We start from the raw sequence: 20,168 nt of genomic DNA, 5'->3' as shown, positions 1-20,168 counted from the left end.
TAAAAGACCAAGCAAAGGAGCTCATCATCATGAAGATCGCACTCGGAGCCGACAGCGCCGGCAAGCCGTTGCTCGACGTCATCGCCAAGCATCTCGCCACCAAGCCGGAACTGCAGGTCGTCGACCTAAGCCAGGCCGGATTCTACGCCGATATCGCCGCCTCGGTCGGCCACGAAATTCTCGACGGCAATTACGACCGGGCCATCCTGTTTTGCGGCACCGGCATCGGCGTCAGCATCTCCGCCAACAAGGTCCCGGGCATTCGCGCCGCATTGACCCACGACACCTATTCCGCTGAGCGCGCCGCCAAGTCCAATAACGCCCAGATCATCACCATGGGCGCCCGCGTCATCGGTCCCGAACTGGCGAAATCGATCGCCGACGCATGGTTGGCCTCGGAGTTCGATCCGAATGGCCCCTCCGCCACAAACGTGCAGGCCATCGACAAGCTCGACGCCAAGCGCTGAGGCGCGGAAGGCCCGTTACTGATCAGGTGGTCAAGGCGACCCGCATCGCCTCGATCACGGTCACGGCGGAGGCGGCGCCCGGGTCCATGTGGCCAAGCGAGCGTTCGCCGAGGCGCGATGCCCGGCCCTTGGTGGCGACCATCGACTTGGTCGCCTCCGCGCCGGCGTTTGCCGCTTGTGCAGCAGCTTCGAGACTGCCCGCCAGATCCTTGCCGGAGGTCAGCGCTTCGCCCGCCGCCTGCGCAGCCGGCGCCCATGCATCGATCATCGTCTTTTCGCCTGGCTCGGCCTTGCCGCGATCCTGAATGCCTTTGGCCATCGCCTGGAACAGAGTGACCACGTCCGCGTCGTCGAGCGTCGTCTTGCCCTTGACGGCTGCCGCGGCGCGCATGAACGCGGTCGCATAGAGCGGACCGGAGGAGGCGCCAACCGCATTCAGGAACGACTTTGCCGCCGTGTTCAGCAAGGTGGTCGGATCAGTGGCCTCGGTGTCCAGTGCGGCGACTGCATCGCGTGCCGCGGAAAATCCAAGCTCCATCGCGATGCCGTGGTCGGCGTCGCCGATAACTCCGTCAAGCGCGCATAGTCGGTCCCTGTCGGCCGACATGGCGGTTGCGATCGCCGCGAACATCGCGACAAGGCGGGCGGTGTCGATTGTCGTCATGTCTTAGTCCTTGCCACAGAAGTGGGTTTAGCCGGCGCGAAACATGGCGCAGTCGCAGGGGTGGTCCAGCATCGTCTGCAACTCGCCGTCCAGCCGATGCAGAGTGATCGAGGCCCCGGCCATTTCGAGCGAGGTGCAGTAATTGCCGACCCAGCTTGCGTGTATGGACACACCGATCTCATCGAGCCTCTGCTTCACGCGCCGGTTCATGATGTAGAGTTCCATCAGCGGCGTCGAGCCCAGCGAATTGACGAGCACCGCGACCTTGTCGCCGCGCGCCGGCGCCATCTCGTCGAGAATCCTGTCCAGCATCTCGTCGGTGATCTCGTCGGCTGTTTTCAACTTTTCGCGCGCGATGCCGGGCTCGCCGTGGATGCCCATGCCGATCTCCATCTCGTCCGGGCCGATCTCGAAATTCGGCCGGCGGGTCTGCGGCAGCGAACAGGGCGACAGCGCCACGCCCATGGTGAAGGTATGGTCGTTGGCCTTGCCGGCGACGCGCTCGCATTCGTCGAAGGACAACATCCGGTCGCAGGCGGCGCCGGCCGCCTTGAAGATGAAGAAATTGCCGGCGACGCCGCGCCTCTTGTGCCGCTGGTCGCGCGGTGCCGAGGCGACGTCGTCGGTGCTCAGCACCGTGCGCACCTCGATGTCGTCCATGGCGGCCATCTCGGCCGCCATGTCGAAATTCATCACGTCGCCGGCATAATTGCCGTACATGAAGAGCACGCCGGCGCCGCCGCTGACTGCCTTGGCGCATTCGAGGATCGGGTCCGGCGGCGGCGAGGCAAAGACATTGCCGATGGCCGCAGCGTCAGCCAATCCCTTGCCGACAAAGCCGAGAAAGCTCGGCTCGTGGCCCGAACCGCCGCCAATCACGAGGCCCACCTTGCCCTGGCGCGGTCCGTCGCGGGCGATGATGGAGCGTGGACTGCCGTCCACGCTTTTGAGATGGCGGGGATGCGCTGCCAGGATGCCTTCCAGCATCTCGTCAACGGCGCGGTTGCCATCGTTGATGATCTTCTTGGTCTGCACCCGACGTCCTCCCGATTTCGGCATTTTCGCAGATAGTACCGGGTGTTACCGGGATTTCCACCCGGCAAGGCGCATTTCGCGTGTTGAAGTGCTCTCGCACAGCGGCTCCTGAAATCCAGGTGTCGGCTGGTTCAAGTGCCGAGGCCGTCGCGGATGGCTGAGAAATAGCGATCGGTTCCGACCTGGCCGCCCTTGAGCGCGACCTCCAAGCCGTCGATCGCCTTGACGCGCGAGTGGGCAACGCAGAGCGGCGAGCCAGGCGAAGCGGGCAGCGGCATGCGAATTGTCAGGGCATCGACACCCATCTCGCCGAGTGCGTGGCTCGACGTGTCGCCGCCGGCAATGACCACGCGCCGCAAATTCTGTTCGATCGTCAGGCTGCGAAGGATTTCTCCAAGGCCGCGGCCAAGCCTGTGGCGGGCGCCTTCCTGCCGGTCGATTTCGGCGCCCCTGTCGGCATCGGGGCCAAGCGCGGTGTAGAGGATGACGCTGCGCCCGGCTTGCAGACTGGCACGGCCGCTTGCCGTTGCGCGCGCGATCGCCTGCTGCGAAGACTCCGAAACCAGCTCGACGGGATCGACCTCGATGCCGTCGAAACCGTCGGTCAGGGCATGCCGGATCTGCCGCTCGGTGGTCGGCGAACAACTGCCCGACACGACGGCTATCCGCTCGGCTGCGCCCGGCGGCGTAAAACCTTGTCCAGCGCCGACAATGTCATTCGACGCCCATTCGGCCAGCAATGCATACTCGACCCCGGACGAGCCGACGACAAAAGAACCGCCTGGCTTGCGAACGCGCCAGATCTCCTTGCCGGCCAGAGCCTGCGTTTCCAGATTGTCGACATCGAGAAGCACGATGGGGGTGCCGTTTCCGGTCAGGCGATCGAACGCGGCCGATCGCGACGCGGACTGCAGCGTTGCAAGGTCGATCAGCCCGGAGCTCAGCGCCGTCTGCCGCGACAGATGGATCAGGAGATCGGCCTCATCCATCGGCGTCGTCGGATGGCGGCTCATCACAGGGTGGCGATCGATGCGGAAATATTGGTCGCGATAGGCGGCGAATAGATGGCCGAAGGCGGTGTAGCGCTTGAGCTGCGGCGCGCCGACCAGCAGCGGCACACTATCCTGCGCGAACACCGAGCGGCCGACCTCGATGGCCCGGCCGATGCTGCCGACCGTTGGGCTGGAATCGAAGGTCGAGCAAACCTTGTAGTGGCAGATCGCGGCGTTGAGTGTCTTCAGCCAGGCAAAGGCATCGCGCAGATGCATGTCCATCCACTGCGGCGTCTCGCTGCGGCTGGTGCCGGCGAGGCCGATCGCCCGGCAATGGGCAAACCGCGAAAGCAAGGCATCGTCCGGCTGGCGCATGAACAGCACGGTCGGCACGCCGCCGAGCTCAAGCGCCTCCATGACATCGGTCGAGCCGGTCAGGTCGTCGCCATAATAGCTGAGAAGCAGGTTCTGCATGGCTTCAGGCTGCCTTGCCGTCGCCGAATTTTTCGATCGACCGCGCCAGTTCAGGGTGGTTCAGGGCGAAGTCGGCAAGCGGAATGCCGTCGACCGCCGCCTGCCAGGCTTGCTGCACGGCACGCACGCCGGCGCCCGGCCCGTCCGGATGGCTGACGATGCCACCGCCGCAGAGATAGAGAAGATCGACGGTCCGGCCGGTCCGCGCATATGTCTCGGGCGCCTGCCCGCCCCACTGGCCGGAGCCGGCGACCGGCAAGGCGCAGTCCTCAGGTGAGAAGATCGGCGTCGTCACCGCCTTGAACGACTCGACGAAGGAGTCATCCGGCTCCCAATATTTCGAGGCGATGCCGTTGATCTGGAATTGGTCGACGCCGAGCAGTCGCCAGAATTGCTGCCAGACCTTGAAGCCCATACCTAGCCCGGGGTGCCGGGTGAGGATGTCCCAGCCGTTGCGGTGAGCATGCAGCACCAGACTGGAGCGCTTCCTCAGGAACGCCATGCCACTGAGCCCGATCGAATTGATGTTGACAACAGCGCAATTGCCGCCGGCCTTCGCCACCAGATCGTGGTTGCGCATCATCTCATCCGGGTCGGCATGCGAAATGCCGAAGGCATACATCACTTTCTTGCCGGTCTTCTGCTTATGGTCGAGGATCAGCGGCATGATTGCCTTCACCCGCTCCGACAGCGGCGAATAGGCCGGGCTCATCAGCTTCTCGTCATCCTTGATGAAATCGACGCCGGCGGCGATCAGTTCCGCCACCATTGCCGCCGTCTCGTGCGGCCGCAGCCCGAGCGCCGGCTTGACGATGGTGCCGATGATCGGGCGGTCCGTCACACCGGTCAGTCGGCGGCTGCCGGCGACACCGAACTGTGGGCCGGGATGCGCGCCGCGAAAATCCTCCGGCAGCTTCATGTCGACGACGCGGATCCCGGTGAGGCCCTTGATCGAATAGGTGCCGCCGATGGCGATGGTCATCAGCGCCGAAAGGTCGGTGCCGATGGCATCGAACGGAAAGGCGATGTCGACATCGGCGCGTTTGAACGGCCCGCTGCCGTCATCGGGAAGTGACGGCCGCTCGGCATCGGGCAGAGGCCGGATCGCCAGCACGCGCGCCGCCACCCGGGCCTTCAGCTCTTCGGTCTCGCCGGGCAGCGCGACGAAGGTGCCGGTCGACTGGTCGCTGGCGATCTTGGCGGCCAACGCTTCGATGCTTCCAGGCGTTTCGATGCGATAGGTGAGGGTGATCATGGTCTGCTGTCTTAAGCCGAGGCGTTCGAAAAAGGTTCACCGGTGTTCTAAATCTGGTATAATGAGTACATAAGTATTGCAAGGCATATCCGGCTAGAAGTTTTAGGCAGATCGACAGGCGGCAATTTCCGGGAAATGTGGCGGCAGTGTTAGATAGGGCCGGCTCAAGGGAGTGATTCGCGACGATGAACCGTTCGGAACCGATTGTCCGGCGCAAGCTTTCCGACGAGGTCTTCTTGCGGCTGAAGCGCCTGATCACCAGCGGCGAATTGATGCCGGGTGACGACATGCCGTCGGAGCGCGAACTGATGGAGCGCTTCGAGGTCGGCAGGCCGGCGATTCGCGAGGCGATGCAGGCGCTGAGCAATATGGGCCTGGTCGCGATCTCGCATGGCGAGCGCGCCAAGGTGCTGCAACTGACCGCCAAGTCGATCATTAAGCAGGTCGATGGTGCCGCCAAGATCATCCTGTCGTCGTCGAAGGACACGCTTGAGCATCTGAAAACCGCGCGCATCTTCTTCGAGCGCGGCATGGTCAGGGAAGCCGCCGAAAAGGCCACCGCCGAGGATGTGCTGCGGCTGCGGGCGACCGTCGCCGAACAGCGCGGCTTTCGCGGCGATTCCGAAGCCTTCATCTCCGCTGACATGAAGTTCCATACACAGATCGCCACGATCTCCGGCAACCCGATCTATGTTGCCGTCAGCGAGGCGATGCTGGGCTGGCTGAAGGAATACCACACCGAAATGCTGATCTGGACCGGCAAGGAAAAGTTCACGCTGACCGAGCACGAAGAGATCATCGGTCGCATCGAGAAAAAGGATGCGGATGGCGCCGAGAAGGCGATGATCAAGCATCTCGAGCGCTCACGCGCGCTCTATGTGATGAACTCCGAAAAGTAACTTCAGCCGATCCGAACGATCGCGTAAGGCGTCATCACGAGATGGCCGCGGCCAAAAGCTGAAATGTCGACCGGCACGTCGTCCGCCGTCAGGTTCGCCAGCCACGCGATTGTCTTGCCCGAGGCGGAGCGCCCGGCCAGCGCCAGCGCCTTGGTCTCATCGCTCGTCCTGGCCGCCACATGCGAAAGGCCAGCCAGTTCGCAAAGCCCCTTGATGGCCCTGAAGATCGGCCGGCGCGATCCTTCCGCGACAGGTTCCCCTGATGAAGCGAGCACGCCGAAAGGTCCAGTGAAGCTGGAAAGTGTCAGCATCTCCAGTCCGGCCGGTGCGACACGCGCAGCGTAGCCGATCGTCCATGCTGCTGCGAACAGGCCGGCATGGCGCGGGTCTCGGTCGGCCATGGCGATGCGCTGTCCCCCGGGATTGGGCTTGGTCGCGCCGCCATAGGGGTTTTGCCGCATGGCAATCGTCGACGGACCGATCCGGTAGGATTTTGCCCCGAAGATCGCCCGTGCCGATTGGGTGATGAAAGGCAGCGCCTCCAGCGATTGCATGATGCTCAGGTCGTCGGCGGCATGCACGATCGGGCAGGTGCAATGGGTGACGAAATCGAGCTGGTCCGCCGGCACGCGCTTGCGGTTGAGCTCGGTGAAATAGCTGAACATGCCGCCGCCGAGGCGGATATCCGAGAACGCGCGCCGCGTTGCGGCATAGATCTCCTCGAGTGGCGGACAGTCCGGCCACGCGCTGCCCGGCGGAGTCGACTGTCGGTCGACCGACGGCGACACGGCAATGGCCGAGAGTTTCAGCCCGGCCTCGCGCACCAGATTGGCGACGCCAGACATCTCGGCGTCAAGATCGCCGGCGCAGGCAACGACGCATTCGAGGGTTGTTTCGGCCGCGTAGGCAGTTGCCAGTCGGGCGAAAGCGCGCAAGGCGTCAAGTCCGTGGCCGCGCGTCGGATCGTAGTGAAACAGCAGCTGTTGTGGGCCGAGTGCCGCCAGCGTGGAGAGGTTCGCCAGCGCCGTCTCGACATCCTCGGGATAGATGACCACGCCGACATCGGGCAGCCTTGGCCCGACCTCGCCGAGTTCAACGCGGACCGGTTCGCTGGTCACGGTGGCAGCCGAGCTTTGCCTTCACCTGTGATGCGCAGGCTGATCGTCTGGCGCAGGGTTTGGCCGGCAGGCAGCACATAGGGCCATGGCAGCGCCAGCGGCCGCACATAGGTCTTGTAGGAGGCGTCCGACCAGTTGCGCTGGTCCTCCATTTCGAACACGTCACCTTCCATCCGGCATTCGGCGGTGACACCAGGCCGAACCTCATGCGTGATCGTCCGCAGATTTTTGAAAGGCTGCCAGGGGTCGATCAACTCGGGAAGTTTCGTCGCGACGATGCTGCCGTCCGTATGCTCTACCGTGACCGGACTGCCGGCCAGCCCTGCGATCGGATGCAGGATGCAGAAGCCGCAGCGGTTGGTCTCGAAATCGCTTTCGGGGAGGGCGCCGACGTCGAAGACCAGACGGCCATCGGCGAAGCCTTTGATGGTTGCGTGGAAGCCGAGCCGGCTTCCATCGGGTCCGATGCAGCTTGCCGAATAGCTGATCGCGAAGCTCTCCGCGTCCTGATCGATGACGAGGCCCGTCAGCACCGGCTCATAAGTGCCCCAGTCGCGGTCGCGCACGATATAGGCAATGGCGCGCAGCACCTCGGTGCCGCCATGCCGGATGGTGCGCAGATTGCCGTTGACGAAGTCGGCGCTGAGCGCGCCTGCGCGTAGCCTGATTGGTTCGGCCTCGACGGCATGCGTTCCGTAGAGCAGGAATGCGTCGGCGGTCATTTAAGCAAGGCGTCGAGCTGCACCGGTTGCCGGCTCGCGGCACCGGTGTAAGCCGCCTCGACCAGTGCGAACGTCTTGAGATTGTCGGCGCCCGAGGTCGCCGGTTCGATTCCCTTCGCCAGGCAGTCTACCCAATGCTGCTGGATGGCGACGACGCTTTCCTGAATGTTATGCCAGGGCCGCGACGCCCATGGCAGCAGCGGCGGCGAGACGTCGGTGACGACCGTGCCGTTCTTGCCGGTGACGGTGAGCCGGTATCCCTGCGCCAGCCGGATCGTTCCGTCGCTGCCGTCGATCTCGATCAGCGTCTCGGGAAACGGCTCGGTGGCAAGCTTCGTCGCATAGCTGCAGTCGACCACGGAGGTCGCGCCGCTCTTGTGGTCCAGAAGCATCGTCGCCACATCCTCGCCCGCGATACTAGGATTGACGCGGGCGGTTCGCGACGTGATGGTCGAGACGTCGCCGAGCAGGAAGCGGGCGATATCGAGGATATGGATGCCGAGGTCCTCGATGATGAAGCGCTTTCCCGTCGCTAGATAGGGCTGGCCGGAAAACACGTCATAGCCGGAGCGGAAGGAGATGCGCCCGAAGAAAGACGTGCCGATCTCGCCGCTGTCGAGCACGGCGCGCACCGCCTGGATCGGCGACTGCCAGCGAAAATTCTCATGCACCATCAGCGGCACGCCGGCTTCCGCGCATGCCCCGACCATTGCCTTGGCGTCGGCGAGCGTCGGCGCGAACGGCTTTTGGCAGATCACCGGAACGCGATGAGCGGCCGCCATTTCGACAAGCGGACGATGGCTGGGCGCGGTGGTGGCGATGTCGACGAAGTCCAGGCTTTCGCCGGCAAAAAGTTCCGCCGCATCGGTATAGCGCTTCGCTATGCCGAACTGGTCGCCGACGATCTTGAGCCGTTCCGGGTCACGGTCGCAGATAGCAACGATCGAAGCGCCCGCAATGCCGCGCCAGGCGTGCATCTGGTTGACGGCAAAGAAGCCGCAGCCGATCAGCGCTCCACGCAACTCCGCCATGCTCAACCCGCCTTCGCCATCTGCATCAAGGTGACGCGCTGTTGAAGCCGGCGTTGTGCCTGGTCGACGACAACGGCGACGATGATGACGAGACCCTTGATCACCATTTGCCAGAACGAACTCACACCCATCATCACCAACCCGTCCGAAAGAATGCCGATGACGAAGGCGCCGACGATGGTGCCGCCGATCGTGCCGCGCCCGCCCGACATCGAGGTACCGCCGAGCACCGCCGCCGCAATGGCGTTGAGCTCGAAACTTTCGCCTGTTGCCGGATGCGAGGCCATCAGCTCGGACGAGATGATCAGGCCGACGATCGCCGCGCAGAAACCGGAGAACATATAGACGAACATCTTCACCATGTTGACACGGACGCCCGAAATCCGCGACGCCCGTTCATTGCCGCCGACGGCGAAGATATGGCGGCCGAGCGGTGTGTATTTGGCGAGATAGGCGGCTCCCAGTGCAACGACGATCAGGATCCAGATCGCCACCGGCAGGCCAAGCAGCCGGCCTGCACCGAGGAAACCGAAACCGGTGGTGCCAAGCTCCGGCTTGCCGACGAGGTTGGGAAAGGTGCGGCCATCCGACGACAGCAGCGCCAGGCCGCGCGCGACATAGAGCACTCCAAGCGTGGCGATGAACGGCGCGACGTTCAGCCGGGTGATCAGCAAGCCGTTGACGGCGCCGATCAATATGCCGACGGCAAGCGTGATCAGCGCGATCTCGAAGACGTTGAAATAGATGGTGTAGCCGATCTGCAGGTCGATGCCATTGAGCACGAGATAGCCGGCCACCATGCCGCACAGGCCGACGATCGAGCCGACCGAAAGGTCGATGCCGCCGGTGATGATGACGAAGGTCATGCCCATCGCCAGGAACGCGTTCAGCGCCACGTGCTTCGACATCAGGATCAGATTGGCGGTCGACAGGAAATTCGGCGCCGCGATCGAGAAGAAGATCAGCACGGCGATAAGCGCGATGAAGGTCCTGAGCTTCATCAGCGTCAACAGCACGGAGCCGCTGGAAGCGGAATGAGCGGCCGCCTTGGCTGGGATGTCAGTCATGGGCGGTGCTCTCCGTGTGTGGGACCGGTCCGTGGCCAAGCGCGGATGCAGCCACGAGTGCCGCCTCCGTCGCCTCGGCACGGTCGAACATGCCGGTCAGTTTTCCGTTGCTCATCACCGCGATGCGGTCGGACAGCGCCATCACCTCATCGAGGTCGGAGGTGGCGAACAAAATCCCCAATCCGTCGCGGGACAGTTTGCGCATGGTGCGGAAGACGTCTGCCTTGGCGCCGACATCGATGCCTCGGCTGGGTTCGTCCATTAGCAGCACCTTGGGTTCGGTGAGCAGCGCCTTGCCGATCACCACCTTCTGCTGGTTGCCGCCCGACAGCGAAGACACTTCCTGCGCCGGGTCGGCGACCTTGATCGCCAGTTCCCGCACCATCTGCGTCACCGCCTGCCTTTCGTCGGCGCCACGGATATGGAACAGGCGGGCAAATCGCGACAGGCTGGCTAGCGTCAGATTGCTGGCGACCGAGAGGATCGACACCAGCCCTTCGCGCTGGCGATCCTCGGGGATCAATGCCAGGCCACGCCGGATGCGCCGCGTCGTGTCGCGCTCCTTGACCTTTTTACCGCCAATGAAGATCGCGCCTGTCGAATGGCCGTGGCGGCCCATGATGCAGTCGAACAATTCGCTGCGACCGGCGCCCATCAGGCCGTAGATGCCGAGGATCTCGCCGGCGCGCAGCGACAGCGAGACATGGTCGACGGCAAGCCCGCCGATAGCGCGCGGCAGGCAGATGTCCTCGGCTCGAAAGATCTCCTCGCCCGGAAGATGGCCGTCAGCCTTGGCGAAATCCTTGGCGTCGGAACCGATCATCTGGCGAACGATCCATTGCGTGTCGACGTTCTTCATCTCCTCCTGGCCGGTGATGCGGCCGTCGCGCAGCACGGTGATGTAGTCGCCGATGCGGATCAGCTCTTCCAGCCGGTGCGAGATGTAGACGATGGCCACGCCGCGCGCCTTGAGGTCGGCGATCACCTTGAACAGGATCTCGACCTCCGCAGCGCTCAGCGCCGAGGTCGGCTCGTCCATGATCAGGATTCGCGCATCGAGCGAAACCGCCTTGGCGATCTCGACCAACTGCTGCTGGCCGATGCGCAAATCCTCGACCAGCATGTCGGGCCGTATGCCGGCTTGCAGGCGTTCCAGAAATTCAGCCGCACGGCGCTCCTGTTCCTTGCGGTCGATCTTGCCGAAGCGGTTGGTGATCTCCCGGGTGGCGAAAATATTCTCGGCGACGCTCATGTTGCCGAACAGGTTCAACTCCTGGAACACCATGCCGATGCCACGGTTCACCGCATCACCGGATGACGAGAAGGAAACCTCTTCGCCTTCCAGCAGGATGCGGCCGGCGGTCGGCCGTTCCACACCGGCGATGATCTTCATCAGCGTCGACTTGCCGGCGCCGTTTTCACCGACCAGCACGTTGACCGCGCCCTTGCGCACCTCGAAATTGGCGCGCTTGACCGCAACGGTGCCGGAATAGACCTTGGAGACGTCCTCGAGCTTCAGGATGATTTCGCGCTCTGCTGTCGCGCTCATGGCTTCGGCCCGATCTCTGCCTCCGCCGGCGTCACCAGCGGCAGGTCCTGGCCGTTGCCCAGCGTATAGGCACCCAGCACTTTGGCACTGCGGCCTTCCAGCGCCTCGCGCGGCAGCTTGGACAGCACCGTCTTGTCGGTGTAGCTGTTGAACGCCTTGCCGAACTGGGCGAAGTCGATCTGGTTGGTGAAGTCGTTGAACTGGATGAAGTCCAGGCTGTCGCGCAGCGCGGTGCCGCGCACCGCCGGTCCGATCTGCACCCGTGCATCGGCCTTGCCGTCGCCGTCGACATCGACGTCGACGGTTGCCGCCCGCGACTGCGTGTTGGCCGCGACGATCTTGCCTTCCAGGCGAACCGCGAAAGTCCAAGGCGAATTCGCCTGCTTGTTCGGATTGCCGTATTTGGCGCCGGCAGCCGATGGATCGGTTGTCGCCAGGGTGTGAACCTGCGCAAACGGTCCGGCTTTCTGCTGGAGATAGGGCACGACCTTTGCCGCCCATGTCTCTTCGACCATCTTGTCTGGATTGAAGGCGGGAGCGTTGTCTCCGCCTTCCGATTTCGTAGGCAGGATCTTGCAGGCGGTCAGGCTGATGCCGACCATCACGGTAAGGATCGGCCAGTTCGGCTTGGTGTTCAGCATGGCGGCCTGTCGTTCAGCATCGTGGGCGACCCACGGAAAATGGCGGCGAGGGGCGAAAACCGATTTTCGCCCCTCGCTATTGAAATCACGCTGGCTCAGTTCGTCAGCGCGAAGGTCTCCAGCTTGGCGGCATTGTCGCCATTGATCAGAACGCAGTCCATCAACTGCTTTTCCTTGGCCGGCGACTTCTTGTTCTTGATGAAGTCGTTGGCCTGCTCGACCGCCATCTGCGCCTGCGCGAAGGCCGGCTGCAGCACGGTTGCCTTGATACCGCCCGACGTGATGGAGTCCCGTACGTCGTTCGATCCGTCGAAGCCGACGACGATGACGTCCTTGCGGTTCGCCGCGGCAAGTGCCGCATAGGCGCCCATCGCCATCGTGTCGTTGCCGGAGATCACACCCTTGATGTCGGGGTTGGCCTGAAGGATCGATTCCATCTTGGAATAGGCTTCCGTCTGGCTCCAGTTGGCCGACTGCTGGGCGACCATCTTCAGGTCCGGATAGTCGTCGATTACGTCGTGATAACCCTTGGAGCGAATGCCTGCATTGGTGTCGGATTCCTTGCCGACCAGTTCGACGAAATTGCCCTTCTCGCCCATCAGCTTGACGAACTCCTGCGCGCCGAGCTGGGCACCCTGGTAGTTGTTGGACACGATCTGCGCCACGGCGACGCCGGTGGCGTTGATCTCGCGGTCGATCAGGAAGGACGGAATGCCTGCGTCCTTGGCCTTCTGCACGGCGGCGACGGTGGCGTCGGCGCCTGCATTGTCGAGGATGATCGCCTTGGCGCCACGGCCGATCGCGGTGTCGATCAGCTCGGACTGCTTGTTGGCGTCGTCGTCATGGACCAGCACCAGCGCTTCGTAGCCGAGTTCCTTGGCTTTGGCTTCGGCGCCGACGGCTTCCGCCTTGAAGAACGGATTGTCGTGCGAGGGCGTGATAATGGCGATGAGATCCGCCGCGTAGGCGGGCACTGCCGTGCCAAGCGCCAGCATGCCGGCGAAAGCCGCAAGCGTCATTCTGCGTGTGAGTTTCATGAAGTCCTCCCGTTTGAAAAAATTGCCTTGATCGGCCAATGGCTTTGTCTGCATCCGAATTCGTCAGGCAGCGCGGGCCGCGGATCGCTTGGGTCAAAAAACCGTTGCCGGCTTACCCAAGACGGATCGTTGCTCCCCAGCCCTCCTCCACTCGCCCAGGCATCCTGCTCCCTGCGAAACCTTGTCGATCCGAGCCATGAACAGCTAAGCCAACTGGTATGATGAGTCAACCACAAATTCAGGTGACATGTACCTGATGAGCTACCAAAACCGAGGGTCGGCAATGACATGCCGGGCCCTCGAGGTGCTGCGTCAAGCACCTGTCTTCTCTCAGGTGATCCGCTGAATGCTGGCGGCGATCTCTTCCGGTTCGAACACCCGCTTCCAGTCGTCACGCATCAGCACCGGCTTGCCGAACTCGATCGCCTTGTTGCAGGCGTCCGAGAAAACGCCCTTGGTCTCGCCGAAAATGACGGCGCCGAGCACGTTCATATGGCCGAGCAGGAAGTCGAGTGCCGCCTGCTGGTCGACGCCGCGCGCCACGACCTCGTCGACGGCTTCTTTCATGACCACCAGCAACGAGGCGCACACCGTCTCCGAAAGGCCAGGCTCGAGCAGCGCCATCTGTTCGACGCTGACGCGGTGCGAACGCATCACCGGCGCCCATATGATCTTCGCGATCGCCTCGCCCTTGGCGTAGTCCTCTTCCGGCCCCTGCATCAGGGCGCTGACCATATGCTGCTTGGCCTTCACGCCGCCGAAATAATCCTTCTTCGCGGCCATGTCCGTCTCGTCATTGAAGATCGGCGGATGGCAGGGGTGGGTGACGAAATAGGTGAGGTCCGGCCGCTTCGGCAGATGGCCGGCAAAGGGTGCTGCCGCGTCGAGCACCACCACCATCGTGCCTGATACCAGCTTGCTCTCGATGCTGGCCGCTACCTTGCCGATATGCGTGTCTGGGACGGCCAGGATCACCACATCGGCGTCCTTGAGCGCCTCGTCGGCACTGACCGTATCGAAACCCAGTCCGGTCTTCAGCCGTTCGCGGCCGGCATCGCTGACTTCGACATGGCGTATCGTGTAGGGCGACCCGCGAAAATTGGTCGACAGGCGGTAGCCCATTTTTCCGCCAGCCCCGAACAGCGCAATCGTTGTCATCTGGTCACTACTCCATCTCAGCCGACGGTATCGCCCGTCGTCTACTTATCAACTGGTATAATCACGCTACCAGATTTTGGCAATCGATAATGACCGTGCGCGCAGGGTCATGCGTTTGCGGCGTAATCGCCTGCCGCCCAGCAAGCTCCAGCACGAAGATGACAATGATGTTTCGCCCACGAACTGCTCCGTGAACAGAACCTTGGATGGCGCGCTCAGGGGATACGATCAGCCCGAAGAAGCCCGCACTGGCCGTTAAATGCGCATTGGCGCTCTGCCATCACCAGGGATGAGCCGGCATGTGATAGGCGGTCGGAGACTGGGTCGGGCGCTACTTCAAAAGATCGACCAGCACGTCGAAAGCGGCGTCGATGTCGGCGCGGACCGCGGCCCTGACGGCTTCCGCGTCCCGGTTTCTCAATGCCGCGAACATCGCCTGATGGTGTTCGTTGGCGGTCGAGTAGTTTCCTGAATCGTGCAGCATGTTGAAGTAGGGGCTGATCTGCAGCCACAGGTTCTCGATGATGTTGAGCATGTTCTCGGAACCGGCTGCCCGATAGATCGAGAAATGAAAGGCGTAGTTGGCGCGCAGGTAGGATTTGACGTCGCCGGCGGCATTGGCCTGTTCGAGCGCATCCAGATGCTGGCGCAACTGCGCCACGGCCTGGTCGCCCATACGCTCCGCAGCCCATGCGGCCGCGATCGCCTCGATCTCGAACCGGACATTCCTGAGGTCGACGAGGCGTGCGCGGCTTAATGCCGGAATGCCGATCGACCGACCTGAAACCACCATCAGCGCGTTGGCGGCCGTCAGGCGCCGCAACGCTTCCCTGACCGGCATCGGGCTGACGCCAAAAGCATCGGCAAGGCTCTGAACCGTGACCATCTCGCCCGGCACGATGCTACCGTCGAGGATCAGTTCGGTGACATGGCGATAGACCCTGTCCTGCAGGGTTTCCCTGGACAGGGGTGCGATCTCGACCCCCGGCTTTCTGAACGCCGATCCAGCCATCTCCCGTCAACCTTCCCGCCCAAGGGCGACGCTACCTGCATCCGGAATGCAAGGTTCAAGGTGCCGCGTCAAGCGCCCACGGGCCCCCGTTTTGATATTAAGCGATTTCATCATTGATCTTTGATCAAATCATGTTACGGTCGTCGGCATCGAATGGCAAGGGTTACGTTTTGTGCCCTTGGGAGGCATTCGATCGTTCTGTTTGGGAGGAGTTCACATGGGTATCGGATCGAAAGTCCGGCGGCTCGCGCTGCTGGCCGGCATGGCTGCATGCGCCTTCGGCCTGTCCGCCGCGCAGGCAGCCGAGAAGCACAAGATCTTTCTCAGCATGAGCTACATAGGCAATGATTGGCAAGCGGAGGCGGCCAACATGGTCAAGGCCATGGCCGCCCACAAGAGCCTGGCCGACAAGGTCGACCTGCAGGTCCAGGTCGCTGGCCCCAACGCGCAACGCCAGATTCAGCAGATCAACGCAATGGTGCAAAGCGGCGCCGAGGCCATCGTCGTATATCCGATCTCGCCGACCGCGCTCAACCAGGTCGTCAAGAATGCCTGCGACAAGGGCGTGAAGGTCTTTGCCTACGACGCCGAGATCACCGAGCCTTGTGCCTACAACGTCCACATCGACCAGCTGGAAGCCGGCAGGGTGACCGCCGAATGGCTGGTCAAGAAGCTCAACGGCAAGGGCAACATCATCGCCATCACGGGTGTCCCGGGAACATCCGTCGACGATCAGCGGACAAAAGCCGCCAAGGAAGTCTTCGCCAAATATCCTGATATCAAGATCGTCGGCGAGGCTGTCGGCATGTGGAGCCAGGCGGTCGCCCGCACCGAACTTTCGAAAATCCTGGCCACCCGCAATTGGGACGACATCAACGGGCTGTGGATGCAGGTCGGCTGCTTCACCGCCAACTCGATGCAGCTCGAGGCCGGCAAGAAGACAAGCGAACTCCTGCCTTGCGCCGGCGAAGGTTCCAATGGCGGCCGCATCCAGATGCTGCCGGAGGGCACCGAAGTCGAAGGTGCGGCCGCCCCTTACGCGCCGGCCGGCGCACAACGCATTTCCTACGCCTCGCCGCCTTATTCGGGTGCGCTGGCGCTGAAGCTTGCCGTCGAGGCGATCGAAGGCAAGGACGTGCCGAAGACCACCATCCTGCCGCTGCCGCTCGTCACCAATGAGACGATCAAGCTGTGCGACGAAGGCACATGGGCGGAGATGAAGGCCGGCTGCAACGCCTTCAAGCCGTCGCTGGTCTCCAATCCGGGCTGGTTTGCCTCGATCTTCTCGGACCAGACACCCGAGGTCGGCCTCGCGGCTGCCCTCGTCGGACAACCGGAAGAATAAGCCTCCCAAGGCGATCTTGACGATGCGCGGACATTTTCTGTCCGTGCATCGTCGGTCCATGCCAAGCCTGGCGATCGAGGACAATGACAGAACATTCCGAGCTTCCCGCCATCGAGATCGACGGCATCAGCAAGGCGTTCGGACCGACCGTCGCGCTGGACGGCGTGTCGTTTGCGATCGCGCCCGGCAGCGTCCATGCCCTGCTCGGTGAAAACGGAGCCGGCAAGTCGACACTTGTGAAGCTGCTGTCCGGGCTGGTCCGGCCGAGCCAAGGCCATGTCCGCGTCTTTGGCAAGGAGATCGCTTACGGCGCACCGCGCGCGGCACATGCGCTCGGCATGCAGACCGCGTTCCAGGAGATGACCCTGGTGCGCGATCTCTCCGTCCTCGACAACATGATGCTGCCTTACGCCCCCGTCGGCATCTCCGGCCTGATCCGCCGCGGTGCCGCCCGCAAGGCCGTCCGCCGCCATATCGAAGATCTCGGTTTTTCCGTCGATCTCGACGCCGAGGTGAGCGAACTCGAGCTTTCGGTGCGCCAGAAGATCGAGATCGCGCGTGCCGTCTACCGCAAGCCGCGCATACTGCTGCTCGACGAACCGACCTCGACGCTCGCCGGCCGCGACGTCGACTGGCTGGGCGACATCATCGCCAGGCTGAAGGCGGCGGGCACCACCATCGTCTTCATCACCCACCGCATGCGCGAGGTTCGCGCTTTTTGCGAGACGTTGACGATCCTGAGAAACGGCCGCCACATCGTCACCGCGCCGGTTGCCGATGTCTCTGACGCCGACGTCATCGAAAAGATCATCGGCCGCAGCATCGAGCAGACCTTCCCGCCCAAGCCCGACAGTGCCCAGGCCTTCGGCCCGCCGGTTCTGGGCGTGCGCGACCTGAAGGTCGGGCGCAAGCTCGACGGTGCCGGATTCGACTTGCGCAAAGGCGAGATCCTCGGCGTCGCCGGACTGCAGGGCATGGGCCAGCAGGATCTGTTCCTGGCCTGCTTCGGCATGGCCGAAATCACCCGCGGCGACATCCTCGTCGATGGCCGCAAGGTCTGGCTGGGATCGCCCGCCGATGCCGTGCTCCCCAACATGGCGATCGGCCTGGTGCCGGAAGACCGCAAATCCGAAGGCCTGTTCCTGAAACTGTCGGGAAGCCAGAACGCCACGCTGCCCGTGATATCGCGCTTCACACGGCTAGGCCTTGTCGACGCGCAAGCCGAGACCCGCTCCGTCGAGGCGGCGTTCGCCACTGTCGAAGTCGATGATCGTGCGCTGTGGACGCGGGCCGCCGCATTTTCCGGCGGCAATCAGCAGAAGATCGCCATCGCAAAATGGCTGGTGGCGCAGAGCCGCATCCTGCTTTTGTTCGATCCCACCCGCGGCATCGACGTCGGCACCAAGCACGAGCTCTATGTGATGATGCGAAACTACGTCGCCGCCGGCGGCTCGATCCTGCTGCACTCGACGGAGATCCCCGAACTTGTCCACCAGTGCGACCGGGTCCTGGTCCTCTACGACGGGCGCATCGTAGCCGAGCTCGCAGGCGACGCCATCACCGAGCCGGCCATCATGCGCCCGGCGCTCGGCGATGCCGGGGAAGCCGCCGCATGAGCAGCACGGCAGCCTCATCCCCTGTTTCCGGTGGCTTCGGGCTGCGCCGCGCGCTGATGCGCAATCGCGGCGCTCTGATCGCCGCGGTCGTCCTGGCCATCCTGCTTTTCATCGTCGACTGGATCAGCGCCGGGCCGCTGACCTATTTCGATGTGTCGTTCCTGTCGAGCGGCGGCACAACCTCGGCGCTCGCGGCGATCGGCCAGACCATCGTGATCCTGTCGGGCGGCTTCGACCTGTCCGCCGGCGCGGTGATATCGCTGGTCAATGCCGTGCTGGCATCGAGCATGGACCCAATGGCGCCAGGCGCCAGCATCATCTTGTGGACCGCCGTCGGCATCGGCGTCGGCATGGCCGTGGGCGCCTTCAACGGCTTCTTCATCGCTGTGCTGCGCATGCAGCCCATCGTGGTGACGCTGTCCACCATGTTCATCCTGCAAGGCGTGACGCTGCTGGTGATGGACAAGCCCGGCGGCTTCGTGTCGCCCGATCTCGGTACCTTCTATCTTGGCGACGCGATCGCCGGCTGGCTGCCGATGCCGCTGGTGGTGATCGGCGTCGTCCTGCTCGCCTGGTTCTGGCTGAAGGGAACCCGCTTCGGCACAGCACTTTATGCGGTCGGCAGCGATGCGGAGTCGGCCGCTTCCGTCGGCATCAATGTCGTGCTGGTGCGCTTTGCCGTCTATGTCATCGCCGGCGGCTGCTATGGCCTTGCCGGCGTCTTCATCAGCGCCCAGACCGGCAGCGGCGATCCGCTGGTCGGCAATCCGCTGCTGTTGTCGATGTTCGCGGCGGTCGTCGTCGGCGGCACGCGCCTCGGCGGCGGGCAGGGCGGCCCGGTGGGCTCTGTCTTTGGCGCCTTTATCCTGATGATCGTGGTGAACATCCTGCTGGTGCTCAACGTATCGGCCTATTATGCGACCATCGCCGAAGGCACCATTCTGGTGCTGGCAGCACTTGCCGGCTCCATCTCGCACGCATCGGTGCTTGCCGTGCAGTTGCGCGCCGCGCGTGCCCGGCTCGCCGCCTGGCGCGCCGGCATACTGCCCTCGCAACTCGAGCGCGTGGACCGGCGTCTCAAGACCGCCGAACCAGCCCATGCCCAGCGCAGTCCGGCATCGCCGCACCCTGCCTTCCATCTGCGCAACGCGGAAACGCTGCGCTATGCGCTGCCCGCCTATGTCTGCCTGCTGCTCATCGTGGTCGTCACGCAGGTCTGGCTCGGCCGCGCCATCCTCAATCCGGGGTACTGGAATTCGCTGCTGGTGCTGTCGTCGTTCCTAGCCGTCCTGGCGCTCGGGCAGGGAACCGTCATTCTGACCGGGGGCCTCGACCTCTCCGTGCCGTGGACGATCGGCATCTCCGGCATCATCCTGGCAGGCATGGTCAACGGCTCCGACGCCGCCCTTGTCTACGCCTTGCCGGTCGTCCTGGTGATGGCCTGCGCCATCGGCTTTGCCAATGGTTTCGGCATCGTCTATCTCGGCATCTCGCCGATCGTCATGACGCTCGCCACCAACGGCATTCTGCAAGGCTGTGCGCTGCTCTATTCGCAGGGAACGCCGGCCGGGTTTTCCTCGCCGATGCTGCGCTGGGTCATGACGGCCAAGCTTGCCGGCCTGCTGACCCCAATCGTCCTGCTGATGGTCGTCTTTGTCGTCGCGGCGGTACTGCTGCTTGGCCGCACGCCGTTCGGACGACGCGTCTACGGCATCGGCAATGGGCTGCGCGCGGCGCGGTTGTCGGGCATCGGCGTCGAGCGCACGCTGATCCTGGTCTATATGCTTTCGGCCGTCTGCGCGGCTGTTGTCGGCATCATGCTGACCGGCTTTTCGGGTCAGGCAAGCCTTGGCATGGGCGACGACTATCTGTTGCCGTCGATCGCCGTGGTGGTGGTCGGCGGCGCGCTGATCACCGGCGGACGCGGCCACTATCTCGGCATGCTCGGCGGCGTGTTGTTGCTGACGGCACTGCAGATGCTGCTCGCCGGCACCACGCTTCCCTATGCCACGAGGGCAATTCTTTACGGACTGGTCGTTCTGGGCGCCGTCATGGCGTTGCGCGAACGGCGGCTGCAATGAAAAGG

The 20,168-nt window shown here is 63.5% G+C and carries 16 protein-coding genes and 1 pseudogene; 5 read left to right on the top strand and 12 right to left on the bottom strand.

All coding sequences use genetic code 11. The features are described from left to right. Window positions 1-29 precede the first annotated feature (29 nt). Entirely contained in the window at window positions 30-467 is a 438-nt protein-coding gene (gene derI, locus NKI21_RS10395; RefSeq protein WP_013533067.1) for a D-erythrulose-4-phosphate isomerase, read from the top strand. Window positions 468-489: 22 nt separating this feature from the next. Here derI and dhaL read toward each other — a convergent pair whose 3' ends face one another. From dhaL to oiaX, 4 genes are all read right to left on the bottom strand, one after another. Then, window positions 490-1,131: a dihydroxyacetone kinase subunit DhaL gene (gene dhaL / locus NKI21_RS10390; RefSeq protein ID WP_023808903.1), complete on the bottom strand. Its 642-nt coding sequence runs from the start codon at window positions 1,129-1,131 to the stop codon at window positions 490-492. A 27-nt stretch (window positions 1,132-1,158) separates the two neighbouring features. After that, window positions 1,159-2,166 carry a dihydroxyacetone kinase subunit DhaK gene (locus NKI21_RS10385; RefSeq protein WP_023808902.1) on the bottom strand — a complete coding sequence of 336 codons (1,008 nt, stop codon included), beginning with the start codon at window positions 2,164-2,166 and terminating at the stop codon, window positions 1,159-1,161. Between the two features lie 131 nt (window positions 2,167-2,297). Then, window positions 2,298-3,632 carry a four-carbon acid sugar kinase family protein gene (locus NKI21_RS10380; protein WP_023808901.1) on the bottom strand — a complete coding sequence of 445 codons (1,335 nt, stop codon included), beginning with the start codon at window positions 3,630-3,632 and terminating at the stop codon, window positions 2,298-2,300. Window positions 3,633-3,636: 4 nt separating this feature from the next. Next, window positions 3,637-4,887, bottom strand: coding sequence for a 3-oxo-isoapionate-4-phosphate decarboxylase OiaX (gene oiaX, locus NKI21_RS10375; protein ID WP_023808900.1), 1,251 nt, complete (start codon window positions 4,885-4,887; stop codon window positions 3,637-3,639). A gap of 185 nt (window positions 4,888-5,072) precedes the next feature. Between oiaX and NKI21_RS10370 the strand changes: the two genes are divergently transcribed. Further along, window positions 5,073-5,786, top strand: coding sequence for a transcriptional regulator NanR (locus NKI21_RS10370; protein ID WP_352865484.1), 714 nt, complete (start codon window positions 5,073-5,075; stop codon window positions 5,784-5,786). 2 nt (window positions 5,787-5,788) lie between these two features. Here NKI21_RS10370 and apnL read toward each other — a convergent pair. The 8 genes and pseudogenes from apnL to NKI21_RS10330 all read right to left on the bottom strand — a co-directional run bounded on the left by apnL (window position 5,789) and on the right by NKI21_RS10330 (window position 15,121). After that, window positions 5,789-7,626 (bottom strand): annotated as a pseudogene (apnL, locus tag NKI21_RS10365) (D-apionate lactonase). Continuing rightward, on the bottom strand, window positions 7,623-8,657 hold the full coding sequence (locus NKI21_RS10360) for a Gfo/Idh/MocA family protein (RefSeq protein WP_352609306.1): 1,035 nt from the start codon (window positions 8,655-8,657) through the stop codon (window positions 7,623-7,625). The pseudogene apnL and the gene NKI21_RS10360 overlap by 4 nt, the downstream one beginning before the upstream one ends. Window positions 8,658-8,659: 2 nt before the next feature. Continuing rightward, entirely contained in the window at window positions 8,660-9,724 is a 1,065-nt protein-coding gene (locus NKI21_RS10355; RefSeq protein WP_023808896.1) for an ABC transporter permease, read from the bottom strand. Next, the gene (locus tag NKI21_RS10350) at window positions 9,717-11,273 is read right to left on the bottom strand and encodes a sugar ABC transporter ATP-binding protein (protein WP_023808895.1); all 1,557 of its coding nucleotides are present in this window, start codon (window positions 11,271-11,273) and stop codon (window positions 9,717-9,719) included. Before NKI21_RS10350 ends, NKI21_RS10355 begins: the two co-directional genes overlap by 8 nt. Further along, on the bottom strand, window positions 11,270-11,914 hold the full coding sequence (locus tag NKI21_RS10345) for a DUF2291 family protein (RefSeq protein ID WP_352865482.1): 645 nt from the start codon (window positions 11,912-11,914) through the stop codon (window positions 11,270-11,272). The genes NKI21_RS10350 and NKI21_RS10345 overlap by 4 nt, the downstream gene beginning before the upstream one ends. Window positions 11,915-12,009: 95 nt before the next feature. Continuing rightward, window positions 12,010-12,951 carry a D-ribose ABC transporter substrate-binding protein gene (locus NKI21_RS10340; RefSeq protein WP_023808893.1) on the bottom strand — a complete coding sequence of 314 codons (942 nt, stop codon included), beginning with the start codon at window positions 12,949-12,951 and terminating at the stop codon, window positions 12,010-12,012. A gap of 330 nt (window positions 12,952-13,281) precedes the next feature. Further along, window positions 13,282-14,109 carry a phosphogluconate dehydrogenase C-terminal domain-containing protein gene (locus tag NKI21_RS10335; RefSeq protein ID WP_128302332.1) on the bottom strand — a complete coding sequence of 276 codons (828 nt, stop codon included), beginning with the start codon at window positions 14,107-14,109 and terminating at the stop codon, window positions 13,282-13,284. A 331-nt stretch (window positions 14,110-14,440) separates the two neighbouring features. Continuing rightward, window positions 14,441-15,121: a GntR family transcriptional regulator gene (locus NKI21_RS10330; RefSeq protein ID WP_128302334.1), complete on the bottom strand. Its 681-nt coding sequence runs from the start codon at window positions 15,119-15,121 to the stop codon at window positions 14,441-14,443. A gap of 217 nt (window positions 15,122-15,338) precedes the next feature. Here NKI21_RS10330 and NKI21_RS10325 point away from each other — a divergent pair, with 217 nt between their 5' ends. The 3 genes from NKI21_RS10325 (at window position 15,339) to NKI21_RS10315 (ending at window position 20,163) form a co-directional block, all read left to right on the top strand. Then, entirely contained in the window at window positions 15,339-16,466 is a 1,128-nt protein-coding gene (locus NKI21_RS10325) for a sugar ABC transporter substrate-binding protein (RefSeq protein WP_128302335.1), read from the top strand. 83 nt (window positions 16,467-16,549) lie between these two features. Then, window positions 16,550-18,082, top strand: a complete 1,533-nt coding sequence (locus NKI21_RS10320; protein WP_352865477.1) for a sugar ABC transporter ATP-binding protein — start codon at window positions 16,550-16,552, stop codon at window positions 18,080-18,082. After that, window positions 18,079-20,163, top strand: coding sequence for an ABC transporter permease (locus tag NKI21_RS10315; RefSeq protein WP_352795286.1), 2,085 nt, complete (start codon window positions 18,079-18,081; stop codon window positions 20,161-20,163). The genes NKI21_RS10320 and NKI21_RS10315 overlap by 4 nt, the downstream gene beginning before the upstream one ends. Window positions 20,164-20,168: the final 5 nt, after the last annotated feature.

The sequence above is a fragment of the Mesorhizobium sp. M0715 genome (assembly GCF_040320355.1).
In the GTDB taxonomy this organism is placed as follows: domain Bacteria; phylum Pseudomonadota; class Alphaproteobacteria; order Rhizobiales; family Rhizobiaceae; genus Mesorhizobium.
Note: the sequence above shows the minus strand (reverse complement) of the source record. Positions and strands in the feature narration are given on the sequence as shown.

Coding starts and splice junctions, on each gene's coding strand:
- NKI21_RS10315 (WP_352795286.1), top strand. CDS start 18,079: ATGAGCAGCACGGCAGCCTCATCCCCTGTTTCCGGTGGCTTCGGGCTG.
- NKI21_RS10355 (WP_023808896.1), bottom strand. CDS start 9,724: ATGACTGACATCCCAGCCAAGGCGGCCGCTCATTCCGCTTCCAGCGGC.
- NKI21_RS10350 (WP_023808895.1), bottom strand. CDS start 11,273: ATGAGCGCGACAGCAGAGCGCGAAATCATCCTGAAGCTCGAGGACGTC.
- NKI21_RS10330 (WP_128302334.1), bottom strand. CDS start 15,121: ATGGCTGGATCGGCGTTCAGAAAGCCGGGGGTCGAGATCGCACCCCTG.
- NKI21_RS10340 (WP_023808893.1), bottom strand. CDS start 12,951: ATGAAACTCACACGCAGAATGACGCTTGCGGCTTTCGCCGGCATGCTG.
- dhaL (WP_023808903.1), bottom strand. CDS start 1,131: ATGACGACAATCGACACCGCCCGCCTTGTCGCGATGTTCGCGGCGATC.
- NKI21_RS10335 (WP_128302332.1), bottom strand. CDS start 14,109: ATGACAACGATTGCGCTGTTCGGGGCTGGCGGAAAAATGGGCTACCGC.
- NKI21_RS10325 (WP_128302335.1), top strand. CDS start 15,339: ATGGGTATCGGATCGAAAGTCCGGCGGCTCGCGCTGCTGGCCGGCATG.
- oiaX (WP_023808900.1), bottom strand. CDS start 4,887: ATGATCACCCTCACCTATCGCATCGAAACGCCTGGAAGCATCGAAGCG.
- NKI21_RS10345 (WP_352865482.1), bottom strand. CDS start 11,914: ATGCTGAACACCAAGCCGAACTGGCCGATCCTTACCGTGATGGTCGGC.
- derI (WP_013533067.1), top strand. CDS start 30: ATGAAGATCGCACTCGGAGCCGACAGCGCCGGCAAGCCGTTGCTCGAC.
- NKI21_RS10360 (WP_352609306.1), bottom strand. CDS start 8,657: ATGGCGGAGTTGCGTGGAGCGCTGATCGGCTGCGGCTTCTTTGCCGTC.
- NKI21_RS10320 (WP_352865477.1), top strand. CDS start 16,550: ATGACAGAACATTCCGAGCTTCCCGCCATCGAGATCGACGGCATCAGC.
- NKI21_RS10370 (WP_352865484.1), top strand. CDS start 5,073: ATGAACCGTTCGGAACCGATTGTCCGGCGCAAGCTTTCCGACGAGGTC.
- NKI21_RS10380 (WP_023808901.1), bottom strand. CDS start 3,632: ATGCAGAACCTGCTTCTCAGCTATTATGGCGACGACCTGACCGGCTCG.